Here is a 13918-nt window from a genome sequence, read left to right on the forward strand (position 1 = left end):
ACACCGCTGGTCCGGGCGCCACGGCGGGCCGGGCGGGCCTATCCCGCGATGGTGCGCGCGATGCTCTCGCCGAGTGACGCCGTCGTCCCCGTCCCGCCGAGATCGCGCGTCAGGGTGTCACCGCCGGTCGCGAGCGTCGACTCGATCGCGGCGAGGATGCCGGCCGCGGCCTCGGTCTCGCCGAGGTGGTCGAGCATCATCGATGCGCTCCAGATCTGACCCACGGGGTTCGCGATGCCCTTGCCCGCGATATCCGGCGCCGATCCGTGGACCGGCTCGAAGAGGCTCGGGAAGGTGCGGTCCGGGTTGATGTTGCCGCTCGGAGCCACCCCGATGGTCCCGGTGCAGGCGGGGCCGAGGTCGGAGAGGATGTCGCCGAAGAGATTGCTCGCCACGACGACGTCGAACCAGTCCGGGTGCAGCACGAAGTTGGCGCAGAGGATGTCGATGTGGAACTTGTCCACCCGGACGCCGTCGTAGTGCGCGGCCATGGCCTCCACGCGCTCGTCCCAGTAGGGCATGGTGATCGAGATGCCGTTGCTCTTCGTCGCGGAGGTGAGGTGCTTCTTCTCCCGCTTCTGCGCGAGCTCGAAGGCGTACTTCAGAATCCGGTCCACCCCGGTGCGGGTCATGACGGTGTCCTGGATGACGGTCTCCCGGCTGGTGCCCTCGAACATCCTGCCGCCCACGCTCGAGTATTCGCCCTCGGTGTTCTCGCGGACCACCCAGAAGTCGACGTCGCCCGGTTCCCGGCCCGCGAGCGGGCTCGTGATGCCCGGGAGCAGCCGGACCGGCCGGAGATTCACGTACTGGTCGAAGTGGCGGCGGAACTGCAGGAGACTGCCCCACAACGACACGTGGTCGGGGACGACGTCGGGCCAGCCCACCGCGCCGAAGAAGATGGCGTCGAACCCGCGCAGTTCCTCGAACCAACCGTCGGGCAGCATCTGCCCGTGCTCGAGGTAGTACTCCGCGCTGGCGTAGCCGAACTCCACGGCGTCCACCTCGAAGCCGTACCGGTCAGCGGCGGCCCGCAATGCACGCAGGCCCTCCGGGACCACCTCCTTGCCGATGCCGTCCCCGGCGATGACCGCGATGCGATAGGTGGTGGGCATGGCTGGTGCTCCTTGTCGACAGGCTGCTGATCATCCCAGCGTAGGCTCAGCCACCGGCCCAGGACAGCACGGCAACGGCGGCCGGCAGCATCAGGGCGGTGACGAGCAGTCCTGCCAGGGCGAAGGGCACCCAGCGGATCGTGATGCCCAGCGACCGGAGCCGCTCGGCCCAGAGCAGCGTGGCGAGGGAACCCCAGGGAGTGATCAACGGTCCCAGGTTGACGCCGATCAGCAGGGCGGCGAGCCGGAGCGGGGACGTCCCCGACGGCTCGAGCGCTAGATAGGCGGGCAGGTTGTTGACGGCGTTGGCGCCGGCGGCACCCGCGAGGGCGAGCTGCAGGAGGCTCCCGACGTCCTCGCCGTGTCCCGCGGCGGGGGCGAGGAATGCGTCCAGTCCCTGTGCGTGGGCCGCGGTGACGAGCACGAAGAGACTGAGAGCGAGCAGGAGGGGATTTGCCGGTATCAGCCGCAGCGTGAGTGCGCTGCGCCGTCGTACGGCGAACAGGCACACCAGCGCGACGGCGGCGACGGTGGCGCTCAGGGCCACCGGGACGCCGCTGACGAGCGCCGGGAGGAGCAGGGCGAGCACGACATAACCCGCTCGCAGCAGGACGGGATCGTCGACGGGGCGTGCGGGGGCAGGGGAGAACCGCCCCGTGAGCCGGCGCCGGAAGATCAGGAACACGACGGCGCACGGGACCGCGATCCCGACGATCGCCGGCGCCCACACGAGGCCCGCGAAGGCCACCGGACTGATACCCAGGCGCTCCTGCACCAGCAGATTGGTGAGGTTGGACACCGGCAGCAGCAGGGAGGCGGTGTTGGCGAGCCACACGATCGTCACGGCGAAGGGAAGCGGCGGCAGCCCGGTGCGCCGGGCGAGGAGCACCACGAGCGGCGTGAGGAGCACCGCCGTCGTGTCCAGCGAGAAGAACACCGTACAGACGACGGCGAGGAGAACCGTCACGAGCCACAGCGCGAAGGTGCGGCCGCGCGCCAGGCGCGCGGAGGCACCGATCACGCGCTCGAAGACCCCGGCGGTGAAGAGCAGGTCGGTGACCACGGTCATGGACGTCACGAACAGCAGGATCGGCCAGATCCGGGCCCAGAGCTCCGCGAGATCAGGACCGGGCAGCAGCCCCGACAGGACACACAGCACGGCCAGGCCCGGCAGGATCGCCCGGGAGGCACTCCGAACGTTCACAGGCGGTCTCCATTCCGCCGGTCAGTATGGCATGTGGCCCCGGGAGCACCGCCGGGTCGTGCGCCTGCTCGCGTCCCGTGACGTAACGGCGGCGCGGAGGTGGGCCGGCCAGCCGGTAACTTTATAACCATGAAGTACGCCAATTCCATCGTCGATCTGATCGGCAACACCCCGCTGGTCAAGCTCAACTCGGTCACCGAGGGCATCGCAGCCACCGTCCTCGCCAAGGTCGAGTACCTCAACCCGGGCGGGTCGGTGAAGGACCGCATCGCGGCCAAGATCATCGACGCCGCCGAAGCCGAGGGGAAGATCAAGCCCGGCGGCACCATCGTCGAACCGACCTCCGGCAACACCGGGGTGGGCCTCGCCCTCGTCGCGCAGCAGCGCGGCTACAAGTGCGTCTTCGTGGTGCCGGACAAGGTGGGCGAGGACAAGCGCAACGTCCTGAAGGCCTATGGCGCCGAGGTCGTCGTCACCCCGACCGCCGTCGCTCCGGACAGCCCGCAGTCCTACTACGGCGTCTCCGACCGCCTCGTCCGCGAGATCCCCGGCGCCTACAAGCCGGACCAGTTCTCCAACCAGAACGGCCCCCTCAGCCACTACGAGACCACCGGTCCTGAGATCTGGAACGACACCGACGGCAGGCTCACCCACTTCGTCACCGGCGTCGGCACCGGCGGCACCATCACCGGCACCGGACGGTACCTCAAGGAGGTCTCCGCCGACCGCGAAAGCGGACCAGTGCGCATCATCGGCGCGGACCCTGACGGCTCCATCTACTCGGGCGGCACGGGCCGCCCCTACTTCGTCGAGGGCGTCGGCGAGGACATGTGGCCCGGCTCCTACGATCCGACCGTCCCCGACGAGATCCACGCCGTCACCGACGCGGAGAGCTTCGAGATGACCCGGCGACTCGCCCGTGAGGAGGGCCTGCTCGTCGGCGGCTCCTGCGGCATGGCTGTTGTCGCGGCACTTCGCGTGGCCAGGGACCTGACGGCGGACGACGTCGTCGTGGTCCTCCTGCCCGACGGCGGCCGCGGCTACCTCGGGAAGATCTTCAACGACGACTGGATGAAGTCCTACGGCTTCATGGACAGCGGCGACGACGCCAGCGTGGGCGAGGTGCTGCGTTCCAAGAGCGGCTCCCTGCCGGAGCTCGTTCACACGCACCCCACCGAGACGGTGCGCGACGTCATCTCGATCATGGACGAGTACGGCGTCTCCAGCATCCCTGTCCTGTCGCAGGAGCCGCCCGTGAAGATGGGCGAGGTCCTCGGGTCCGTCGACGAGAGATCCCTGACGGCGAAGATCTTCCACGGCGAGGCGAAGCTGACGGACACGATCTCCCAGCACATGGACGCGAGGCTGCCGCTGATCGGCTCGCTCGAGTCCGTCGGCACGGCACGTGACCGGCTGCAGGACAACGACACGCTGATGGTCACGTTCGTCGGGTCGCCCGTGGGAATTCTTACGCGCCACGACTTGCTGACCTACATGAGCAAATAAACCCCTAATCCGTAGGAGCATCGTGACGCACTCTGACGCCCAGGGCTTCAACACCCGAGCCGTCCACGCCGGCCAGACCCCCGATCCCATCACGGGAGCGGTGATCCCGCCGCTGTACCAGACCACCACGTTCGCGCAGGACGGCATCGGCCAGCTGCGCGGCGGCTACGAGTACGGTCGCGGAGGCAACCCCACCAGGGATGCACTCCAGGTGCAGATCGCGGCACTCGAAGGAGGCAAGCACGCCTTCAGCTTCTCCTCCGGCCTTGCGGCAGAGGACGCGCTCATCCGTGGAGCGCTTCGTCCCGGAGACCACATCGTCCTCGGGAACGACGCCTACGGCGGCACCTACCGCCTGATCGACCGCGTGCTGTCGCAGTGGGGCATCACCAATTCCGCCGTCGACATGGCGGATCCCGGCGCCGTGCAGGCCGCGATCGCGGCGAACAACACGAAGATGGTGTGGGTCGAGACGCCCTCCAACCCGATGATGAAGATCACCGACATCGCTGTGACGGCGCAGCTGGCGCACGACGCCGGGGCACTGCTCGTGGTCGACAACACCTTCGCCTCGCCGTACCTGCAGCAGCCGCTGACCTTCGGCGCCGACGTCGTCGTGCACTCCACCACCAAGTACATCGGCGGGCACTCCGACGCCAGCGGCGGTGCCGTCGTCGTGAACGACGACGAGCTGGCCGAGAAGATCGGCTTCGTGCAGTTCGCCGTCGGCGCGGTGTCCGCCCCGATGGAGGCCTGGCTGACGACGCGCGGCCTGAAGACGCTGGGCGTCCGCATGGACCGCCACTCCTCGAACGCGACGGCGATCGCCCGGTGGCTGCAGGAGCAGGACGAGGTGGAGCGCGTGTACTACCCGGGCCTGCCCGAGCACCCGGGCCACGATCTCGCCGCCGCGCAGATGAAGGACTTCGGCGGCATGATCTCCGTGACGTTCACAGGTGGCGCCGAGGCAGCGAAGAAGGTCGCCGAGAACACGACGGTGTTCATCCTGGCGGAATCGCTGGGCGGCATCGAGTCACTGATGAACTACCCGTCGGATATGACCCACGCCTCCGTGAAGGGCACCGAGCTCGCGGTCCCCGAGAACCTGATCCGGCTGTCGGTCGGCATCGAGGACCTCGAAGACCTGATCGGCGACCTCGAGCAGGCCATCTCGGCACTGCGCTGACCCCGTTCGCAGCTGAAGGGCCCCTCCGCTCGGAGGGGCCCTTCGCGTTTCCGGGTCCTGCGGCTGGGTGCGGGGCCGGGGCTGCGGCGTCGGGCGCGCGCTTCCGGCGGCAACGGCGTCCTACCCGGCGTGTCGCAGGCCGACACGCCCTGGGGCGCCAGAAGCGCGAGCACGAAGACGCAGTAGACGCCCTGCTGCGCGGGACGGACTCAGGAAAGCGGCCGACAGCGACAGCGGGCCTCCAGGAACCCGCGACGCGAGAACGACGACGGCAGAGGAGGCCCCGAGCCCGACTAGCGGGAGCCGGGCAGCCGGAGCCGCTTCTTCGCCCTCGGCTGCGTCAGCTGGAAGTAGTCGCTGCTCTGCGGCAGCCACATGAGCAGGACCGCGACCAGCATGGCCCCCGCGACGAGGGACAGCCCCGGGGTGCCCCGCACGAGGATGGGGACCCCGACGATGATGCCGACCGTGCTGAGCAGTTCACGCGCGCTCCTCCTGCCCCGCCGAAGCGGCAGCAGGAGGAGCAGCTGCAGGATGGCGAGCGCTCCGAACAGCGTCCCGAGCCCGATGAAACCGGCCCGGTCGGAGTCCTGCAGCGTCGCAAAGGTGATGAAGGTCCCCGCCGCGACGCCCAGGAGCACCGAGATGACGAGCCACAGGATGAGCGCAGCGCGCAGCGTGAACGGCCGCGGCGGCAGGGGAGTCGCCACCGACGTCGGCCTAGACGCGCGGGGCAACGGTGGCGCTGTGCGTCCCGGTGTCGTACGAGTAGACCTCCGTGCCACCGATCCAGACCTGCAGGGCGCGCTGCATGACGTCGAGGGGATCGCCGCTCCACAGCACCAGGTCCGCGTCCTTCCCGACGGCGAGCGAGCCCAGTCGGTCGGCGAGGCCGAGGACCTTCGCGGGGTTGATCGTGATCGAGCGCAGGGCCGTCTCGCGGTCCAGTCCCTCCTTGATGGCGAGCGTGGCCTGGTGCACGAGGAAGTTGATCGGGATGACCGGATGGTCGGTGATGATCGAGATCTCGACGCCGGCCTTCGCGAGCTTGCCGGGGTTCGCGATCGAGCGGCCGCGCAGTTCCACCTTGGACTTCGTGGTGAACAGGGGTCCGATCAGCACGGGCGTGCCGCGTTCCGCGAGGACGTCCGCGAGCAGGTGTGCCTCGGTGCCGTGGTCGAGCACGAGGTCGTACCCGAACTCGTCGGCGATGCGGATCGCGGTCGCGATGTCGTCGGCGCGGTGGGCGTGCTGGCGCCAGGGGATCTCGCGGCGCAGCACCATGGCGAGGGCTTCGAGGTGCGGATCGCGGGCGTTCTCGTCGGCCTTGCCCATGTAGTTCTGCGCCTTCATGAACGCCTCACGGATCACGAGCGCGGTGCCGAGGCGCGTCGACGGCGTCTTGCCCTTGCCCCCGTAGACGCGCTTCGGGTTCTCGCCGAGCGCCGACTTCAGGCCGCTGGGGGAGCGGAGCACCATCTCCTCGAGATAGCGTCCGTGCGTGTGGATGGCGACGGCGAGCCCGCCGATGGGGTTGCCCGAGCCGGGGTTGACGTTCACCGTGGTCACGCCGCCCGCGAGCGCGTCGTCGAACCCGGGGTCGTAGGGGTTGATGGCGTCGATCGCGCGGACACCGGCGGTGTTCGGGTCCGTCATCTCGTTGGTGTCATCACCGGCGGCGCCCTCACCCTCCTCGTGCGTGCCGAGGTGTACATGCGCGTCGACGAAGCCGGGCAGCAGCCACTTCCCGCCCGCGTCGACCACGGTCGCGCCGTCGGGCACGGAGACCGAGGCCCCGAGAGCAGCGATGCGACCGCCCTCGACGACGACGGTGCCATCGAACGGATCGCCGTCGATCGGGACGACATGCGCGTTGGTGATGGCGGTGATGGGGCTGCCGGCTGGAGCGGAGGCGGACGTGCCGCTGGTGGAGGACATCGGTGGATGGACCTTTCGCACGGGGAGGGGGTGATTTCCACCCTAGCGGCATGGACGCGGCATGCGAGGGGCCGTGCCTACACTGGACGAGCCGTGCCCGGGAATCCACGGGTCCGGCTCCACCCACGGTTCTTCGAAAGGCGAGCATGAGCGAGCGCAGTACCCCGGCAGCGGCGCGGGCGGCCGGCATCGTCGCCGCGGTGATTGTCGCCGCCGCTCTCGTGGTGTGGGCGTTCGCATGGGCCGACTTCATCGGACTCGACTACCGCGTGTACCGGATGGGCGGACAGTCCGTGGTCGACGGCGACGGCTCGCTCTACACGCGATTGTTCGGAGAGGGCGAGGGCTCGCTCCTGTTCACCTACCCGCCGTTCGCCGCGCTCACATTCACGGCCCTGACCCTCGTGAGTGCCGAGACCGGCGCCATGCTCTTCGTCGGCCTCTCGGTGGTCATCGCCGCCGTGACGTCCCTGGTCATCACGCGCTACCTCGGCGGCTTCCGGTCCCTGCGCGGCGTCCTCACGCACCCCTCCGCGCTGCCCCTCGCCATCGTCGGGACCGGGCTCGTATGCCTGCTGGGGCCGTGGCGCGAGACGATGGCCTTCTCCCAGGTCAACATCCTCCTGTTCGCGATGATCGCCGCCGACCTGCTCTCCGGGCCGCACCGCCGGGTACCCACGGGCCTGCTGACCGGGATCGCCGCCGGGGTGAAGCTGACGCCGCTCGTGTTCGGCCTGTACTTCCTCGTGCGGGGCGAGTGGAAGCAACTGTTCACCATGGCGGCGGGCTTCTTAGGGACGATCGCGCTCGGCTTCATCTTCCTGCCGTCGGAGTCCGCCACGTACTGGCTGCAGATGCTCCGCGACACCGGCCGCATCGGCGGCGAGGGTTATGTGGACAACCTCTCCGTCCGCGGCGCCATCCTGCACGTCATGGGCCCCGACTTCCCCTCCACCATCCCCTGGTTGATCGTCTCCCTCCTGCTCGTTGCAGCGGCGACCTACATCATCCGGACGGCGCAGCAGCGCGGTGACCGCTTCCTGCCGATGGCGATGACCGCGCTGCTCATGCTGCTGATCTCCCCGATCTCGTGGTCCCACCACTGGGTCTGGATCGTCGTCGTCCTCGCGGTCCTCGCGGGGCAGGCCGCGGTCCTCCCGCCGGCGCTCACGACGTACCGGCGTGCAGCCATGGTGCTCTTCGTCGTGACGCTGGTCGTCTTCGTCTACTCGCCCAAGACCATCGGCCTGCTCCTCGGCGCCGAGGACCTCAACTCGCAGTTGACCACCGGCTGGCTGGTGGCCTCGAGCGCGGGCGTGCTCTGCGCGCTCGCCGTCACTGCCTTCTGGGTGCTGCTCTCCCGCGCACTCGCGCACGCGGGCGGGACGGAAGCACCCGGGGCAGGAACTGAAGCGCCCGCGACGGCGATGGGAGGACCGTCCGCTGCCAGGAGCACGGATGTCCGCGGCGGTTCGGCGGACGACGTCGCCACCGATGCACCCGACGAGGTGAGCCGTCCCGGCGTCCACGCACCCGCGGGCAGTCCGGCCTCGGGACGGGCGCCGATGAACGACGACGCCGACCCCGGCCCCCGGCAGACCTGATGCGTCCAGCGTCGCGGCGGACCCTCGTGGCGCCGGTCGGCCGCGTGCGGGTCGCAACCGGCTGCGTCGTGGCACTCCTGCTGCCCCCGCTGCTCGAACTGGCAGTGTTCTCGGTCGGCGGTTCGCTTCTTGCCGTGGACGTCCTCTTCCAGATCGCAGGGGTCATCGCGGCCGCCCTGATCGGAGGGCTCTGGCCCGCGCTGCTGGCGGCGCTGTGGAGCAGCATCATCCTCAACTACACGTCGACCGAGCCGTTCGGGTCCCTCGAGATCTCCGAGGCGGAGAACGTTGCGACGGTGCTGATCTTCATCGCGGTGGCGGTGACCGTGTCCCTCGTCGTCGGGCTGTCCGCACAGCGGTCGAGGGAAGCGGTGATGGCGCAGCAGGAGGCGGTTCTGCTCGGTGAGCTGGCGCGCGGCGCACTGGCCGAGGAGGACACCCTGCTGGGATTCCTGCGGCATGTGCAGACGCAGTTCGACGCGGACGCCGTCGCGCTGTTCCGGCAAGCCGCCGGGACGACCGCCCGGGCCCCGGATGCGGCGGACACGACAGCCCTCGAGGACCCCGCGGCCGCGACGCCCCCTGCTGACCCCGCGGCCGCGACGCACCCCACGGCCGCGACGGACGCCACGGCCGCGACGGACGCCACGGCCGCGACCGACGCCGCGGGCCCCGGGCGCAACGTCGAACGGACGGCGCTGGCCGTACGCGGCCCGGCTCCCGACGGCGGCACCGGGAAGGGGGCACCCTCCGGCGCCGATCCGTGGACGATCAGTCGGGCGACGGCGGTGGAGCAGGTGGACGGCGACTTCTTCCTCGCCCTGTTCGGCACGGCGTTGTCCACGCGCGAGCGGAGCCTGCTGCGGGCGTTCGCTGCCCAGCTCCGCTCCATGCTGCAACGCCAGGAGCTCCTGGCGAGCACGCGTGCCAACCGGCGCCTCCTCGAGGGAAACGTCATGCGCACGGCGATCCTGAGATCCGTCTCCCATGACCTCCGGACGCCTCTGGCCGGCATCAAACTCGCGGTCAGCAGCCTGCGCCAGCCCGATATCACCTTCTCCCCGGAGGATGAGGACGAGCTTCTCGAAACGATCGAGGACTACTCCGACCGTCTGGACGCCCTCGTGAACAACCTGCTCGACATGTCGCGGATCTCGGGTGACGCCGTCGCCGTGCACAGCACGCCGCTGCGGTGGGGCGACGCCGTCGGGCCCGCGCTCGCCAACGTCCCGGAGGACCGCGTGCGTGTCGCCATCCCACCCAATCTCCCGGCGATCGAGGCGGATCCCGGGCTGCTGGAGCGGGTGATCGCGAATATCGTCGAGAACGCCGTCAAGTACGCGCCGGACGCCGCGATCGAGGTGACGGCGTCCGTGGGCGGTACGGGCAGGGCCCTCATCAACGGTCACCCGGCGAGCGAACTGCGCGTCGTCGACCACGGGCGGGGAGTCTCTCGTGACGAGGTCGAGGCCATGTTCCGTCCGTTCCAGCGCCTCGACGACGCACCGTCCGGTGCGGGTGTGGGCCTCGGCCTCGCGGTCGCCAAGGGCTTCACGGAGGTGATGGGCGGAGTGCTCGACGCCGAGCAGACACCCGGCGGCGGGCTGACCCTCGTGATCCGGCTCCCGCTCTCGACCGGCGCGGTGGACCTGTGACGCGCGTGCTGGTGGTCGACGACGAACCGCAGCTCCTCCGCGCCCTCGAGATCAACCTCCGCGCCCACGGCTACCAGTGCGCGACGGCGGTGGACGGCGAGACCGCGCTCGCCGCCGTATCCGAGCACCACCCCGACATCATCGTGCTGGACCTCGGCCTGCCGGACCTGGACGGCGTGGACGTCATCCGGAGGATCCGGGGCTGGTCCCAGGTCCACATCATCGTGCTGTCGGCGCGCCACGGCTCACAGGACAAGGTGGATGCGCTGGACGCAGGGGCGGACGACTTCGTGACCAAGCCCTTCGGGCTCGACGAGTTGCTCGCGCGGCTGCGGGCCGCGGCGCGGCGGGCTGCCGTCGAGGCGGACGCGCCGGTCGTGGAAACGCCGGACTTCACCCTGGACGCCGGCGCCCGTCGTGTCGTGAAGGACGGCAGGGACATCCGCCTCACCCCGACGGAATGGAAGATCGTGGACCGGCTGATCGCGCACCCGGGGAAGCTCGTCTCCCAGCAGCAGCTCCTGCTCGATGTCTGGGGGCCTGCCTACGCGAAGGACGTGCAGTACCTCCGCGTGTACATGGCGCAGCTGCGCAAGAAGCTCGAACCGGACCCGGGCGCCCCCCGCTACTTAGTCACCGAGAGCGGCATGGGCTACAGGTTCGAGCCCTGACGCCGGTCATGCTGCAGCACGCCTAGGATGGTCGCCATGACCACCGGAACCCTCCTCGCCGTCTGCCGCGTCCACGGGCTCCTGCCCACCAAGGACTCGACGGGTGTCACCGCGATCGACAAGCGGCCGGTCGAGGGGCCGGTGACGGTCCACACCCTCGGGCTCACCGGCGATGTCCAGGCCAGCCGCAAGCACCACGGCGGTCCCACGAAGGCCGTCTACGCCTACGCACAGCACGACGCCGACTTCTGGTCGGCGGAACTGGCACGCGAGGTCACGCCGGGGTTGTTCGGGGAGAATCTGAGGGTGTCCGGCGTCGACGCCTCGCATGCGGTCATCGGGGAGCGCTGGAGGATCGGCGAGGAGGTGGTGCTCGAGGTGACCATGCCGCGTACGCCGTGCATCAACTTCGCGCGCTACCTGGGGGAGCGGTCGTGGGTCAGGCGTTTCGCCGAGGCCAACCGCGTGGGCACCTACCTGAGCGTCGTCACGAAGGGGACCGTCTCGGCCGGGGACACCATCAGGGTGACAGATGTCCCCGAGCACGGGGTCACCGCTGCGCAGGTCTACGCCGGTCTGTCGGAGGAGCAGGCGCAGTCCCTCCTCGGCGCCGCCGACTCGAAGACGCTCAGCCTCACCCCGCAGGTGCGGAAGGCCGCGCTGCAGGCCCTGAGAGTGGCGTCGCTCACCTGACGTGCCGAACGTCACCCTCCCGCCGTCGTCCCTGCGACGTCCGCGGGCGCCCGCATGCCGTAGACTTGAAACATCCCCCACACCGGTATTCCCTTTATTTCCGCCCCTTTCGGGCCGGATAGGTTGTGTTGGGGCTCGGAGCACAGACTCACGAGCAGATTCATCAGGGAGCGCCGGCTAGAAGAAAAGTCACACATCACTGCTGAGAGAGCAGAGAACCACGTGTGGCAAGAAGTCCTGCCGCGGGATTGAAACAGTGCCGGATTTCTATGTTCATTCGGCACTCCGGGCTCCATCCCGTAGGGCCGACCGGCACCTACCTGGAGGATTCTTCCCGTGCCTGAAAACCTGTCCGAGCAGATCACCGACACCACTCCATCAGCCGTCACCGAGGCGACCGCTGCGGCTCCCGCCGCCGCGCCGGAGGACGACGGCGTGGACATCCGCTTCACCGACCTCAACCTCGACGGCCGCGTCCTCGCCGCCCTCACCGACGTCGGCTACGAGAAGCCCTCACCCATCCAGGCAGCGACCATCCCCGCGCTGCTCGAAGGCCGCGACGTCGTCGGCCTCGCCCAGACCGGCACCGGCAAGACGGCAGCATTCGCCATCCCCGCGCTGTCCAAGATGGCCGAGCTCGCCGACATCAACGGCGGCCCCAGCAAGAACACGCAGGTCCTCGTGCTCGCCCCGACCCGCGAGCTCGCGCTCCAGGTCGCCGAGGCGTTCACGTCCTACGCCAAGCACATGGAGGGCTTCACCGTCCTCCCCGTCTACGGTGGATCGCCCTACGGCCCGCAGCTGAACGGCCTCCGTCGTGGCGCGCAGGTCGTCGTCGGCACTCCGGGCCGCGTCATCGACCACATCGAGAAGGGCTCGCTCGACCTGTCCAACCTCGAGTACGTGGTCCTGGACGAGGCTGATGAGATGCTGCGCATGGGCTTCGCCGAGGACGTCGAGAAGATCCTCTCCTCGACGCCCGACGAGAAGCAGGTCGCCCTGTTCTCCGCGACCATGCCCCCGGCCATCCGCCGCATCGCCAAGAAGTACCTGAACGACCCCGCCGAGATCTCGGTCAAGGGCAAGACGACGACGGGCACCAACACGCGCCAGCGCTACCTGCAGGTCATGGGCCCGCACAAGCTGGACGCGATGACCCGCATCCTCGAGGTGGAGGACTACGACGGCATCATCGCCTTCGTCCGCACCAAGATGGCTACCGAAGACCTGGCGGACAAGTTGCGTTCACGGGGCTTCTCGGCTGCAGCCATCAACGGAGACATCCCCCAGCAGCAGCGTGAGCGCACGGTCGAGGCCCTGCGCGACGGCAAGATCGACATCCTCGTCGCCACGGACGTCGCCGCCCGTGGACTCGACGTGGACCGCATCTCGCTCGTGGTGAACTACGACATCCCGCACGACACCGAGTCCTACGTGCACCGCATCGGCCGCACCGGCCGCGCGGGCCGCTCGGGTGACGCGATCCTCTTCATCACCCCGCGGGAGAAGTACCTGCTCCGGTCGATCGAGAAGGCCACGCGCCAGCCGGTCGAGCAGATGCAGCTGCCCTCCACGGCCAAGATCAACGAGCTGCGCCTGAACAAGTTCGCGGAGAAGATCACCAAGACGCTGGCCACCGAGGACGTTTCGCTGTTCCGTGACCTGATCGCGAACTACGAGCGCGAGCACGACGTGCCGGCGGCCGAGATCGCTGCGGCACTCGCCATCATGGCGCAGGGCGGCCAGCCGATCCTCGTCCAGGACATCCCCGTGGCCCCCGCCGGCCAGCGCGAGCGCGCCGAGGGTCGCAAGGATGCCTTCGGGTCCCGCGGCCCGACGCGCACCCTCACCGAGGGCAACGCCACCTACCGCATCGCGGTGGGACGTCGCCAGCGCGTGATGCCCGGCTCGATCGTCGGCGCCATCGCCAACGAGGGTGGAATCTCCTCCTCGCAGATCGGTGGGATCGACATCCGCGCGGACCACAGCCTCGTCGAGCTTCCGGCCGACCTGTCGAAGGACCAACTGCGCGCCCTCTCCCGGACCCGTATCGGTGGGGAGCTCATCCACCTCGAGCTCGACAAGGGCCGCAAGCCCTCGGGTAACCGCGGCGCGGGCGAGTTCAAGAAGCCCTTCAAGAAGGACTTCCCGAAGCGCGACGGTGACACCCGGTTCTCGGGCGATGCCAGCCGGAAGCCCCGGCACGGCAAGGGCGCAGGGGCGGGCGCAGGACGCTCCAACGCACAGTCCGAGCAGTGGTAGCAAGCATCGTGTGATCCCCGTCGGACCCGCGCCCAGCGCGGGTCCGAGGTGGAATCGGGGAGGCGCCTTCCGGGGGTCCGACGA

11 protein-coding genes are annotated in these 13918 nt (G+C 69.4%); 7 read left to right on the forward strand and 4 right to left on the reverse strand.

Annotated elements, in window-relative coordinates; genetic code table 11:
• Positions 1 to 38: 38 nt before the first annotated feature.
• Together FJV46_RS02845 and FJV46_RS02850 are read right to left on the reverse strand one after the other, a co-directional pair.
• Complete coding sequence (locus tag FJV46_RS02845; RefSeq protein WP_087030241.1) at positions 39 to 1115, reverse strand: tartrate dehydrogenase; 1077 nt, start codon at positions 1113 to 1115, stop codon at positions 39 to 41.
• 46 nt (positions 1116 to 1161) lie between these two features.
• Complete coding sequence (locus FJV46_RS02850; RefSeq protein WP_087030238.1) at positions 1162 to 2319, reverse strand: SLC13 family permease; 1158 nt, start codon at positions 2317 to 2319, stop codon at positions 1162 to 1164.
• A 129-nt stretch (positions 2320 to 2448) separates the two neighbouring features.
• Here FJV46_RS02850 and FJV46_RS02855 point away from each other — a divergent pair, with 129 nt between their 5' ends.
• Together FJV46_RS02855 and FJV46_RS02860 are read left to right on the forward strand one after the other, a co-directional pair.
• Complete coding sequence (locus FJV46_RS02855; protein WP_087030236.1) at positions 2449 to 3825, forward strand: cystathionine beta-synthase; 1377 nt, start codon at positions 2449 to 2451, stop codon at positions 3823 to 3825.
• 22 nt (positions 3826 to 3847) lie between these two features.
• Positions 3848 to 5011, forward strand: a complete 1164-nt coding sequence (locus FJV46_RS02860) for a cystathionine gamma-synthase (RefSeq protein WP_087030233.1) — start codon at positions 3848 to 3850, stop codon at positions 5009 to 5011.
• Positions 5012 to 5304: 293 nt separating this feature from the next.
• Here the strand turns inward: FJV46_RS02860 and FJV46_RS02865 are convergent, their stop codons facing one another.
• Complete coding sequence (locus tag FJV46_RS02865) at positions 5305 to 5721, reverse strand: hypothetical protein (protein ID WP_087030230.1); 417 nt, start codon at positions 5719 to 5721, stop codon at positions 5305 to 5307.
• A gap of 10 nt (positions 5722 to 5731) precedes the next feature.
• Positions 5732 to 6949, reverse strand: coding sequence for an amidohydrolase (locus tag FJV46_RS02870; protein ID WP_087030228.1), 1218 nt, complete (start codon positions 6947 to 6949; stop codon positions 5732 to 5734).
• Positions 6950 to 7095: 146 nt separating this feature from the next.
• Here FJV46_RS02870 and FJV46_RS02875 point away from each other — a divergent pair, with 146 nt between their 5' ends.
• From FJV46_RS02875 to FJV46_RS02895, 5 genes are all read left to right on the forward strand, one after another.
• On the forward strand, positions 7096 to 8553 hold the full coding sequence (locus FJV46_RS02875) for a glycosyltransferase 87 family protein (protein WP_158250104.1): 1458 nt from the start codon (positions 7096 to 7098) through the stop codon (positions 8551 to 8553).
• Positions 8553 to 10208: a sensor histidine kinase gene (locus FJV46_RS02880; RefSeq protein ID WP_087030221.1), complete on the forward strand. Its 1656-nt coding sequence runs from the start codon at positions 8553 to 8555 to the stop codon at positions 10206 to 10208. Before FJV46_RS02875 ends, FJV46_RS02880 begins: the two co-directional genes overlap by 1 nt.
• Complete coding sequence (locus FJV46_RS02885; protein WP_087030218.1) at positions 10205 to 10879, forward strand: response regulator; 675 nt, start codon at positions 10205 to 10207, stop codon at positions 10877 to 10879. Before FJV46_RS02880 ends, FJV46_RS02885 begins: the two co-directional genes overlap by 4 nt.
• 36 nt (positions 10880 to 10915) lie before the next feature.
• Positions 10916 to 11572, forward strand: a complete 657-nt coding sequence (locus FJV46_RS02890; RefSeq protein WP_087030427.1) for an MOSC domain-containing protein — start codon at positions 10916 to 10918, stop codon at positions 11570 to 11572.
• Between the two features lie 336 nt (positions 11573 to 11908).
• Positions 11909 to 13834 carry a DEAD/DEAH box helicase gene (locus FJV46_RS02895; protein ID WP_232008467.1) on the forward strand — a complete coding sequence of 642 codons (1926 nt, stop codon included), beginning with the start codon at positions 11909 to 11911 and terminating at the stop codon, positions 13832 to 13834.
• Positions 13835 to 13918: the final 84 nt, after the last annotated feature.

Origin of the sequence: Arthrobacter agilis (assembly GCF_006494655.1) — a bacterium.
Lineage (GTDB): Bacteria > Actinomycetota > Actinomycetes > Actinomycetales > Micrococcaceae > Arthrobacter_D > Arthrobacter_D agilis.

Bases quoted from the DNA above. Each gene is read 5' to 3' on its own strand.
- FJV46_RS02890 (WP_087030427.1), top strand. From the start codon at position 10,916: ATGACCACCGGAACCCTCCTCGCCGTCTGCCGCGTCCACGGGCTCCTG.
- FJV46_RS02875 (WP_158250104.1), top strand. From the start codon at position 7,096: ATGAGCGAGCGCAGTACCCCGGCAGCGGCGCGGGCGGCCGGCATCGTC.
- FJV46_RS02880 (WP_087030221.1), top strand. From the start codon at position 8,553: ATGCGTCCAGCGTCGCGGCGGACCCTCGTGGCGCCGGTCGGCCGCGTG.
- FJV46_RS02845 (WP_087030241.1), bottom strand. From the start codon at position 1,115: ATGCCCACCACCTATCGCATCGCGGTCATCGCCGGGGACGGCATCGGC.
- FJV46_RS02870 (WP_087030228.1), bottom strand. From the start codon at position 6,949: ATGTCCTCCACCAGCGGCACGTCCGCCTCCGCTCCAGCCGGCAGCCCC.
- FJV46_RS02855 (WP_087030236.1), top strand. From the start codon at position 2,449: ATGAAGTACGCCAATTCCATCGTCGATCTGATCGGCAACACCCCGCTG.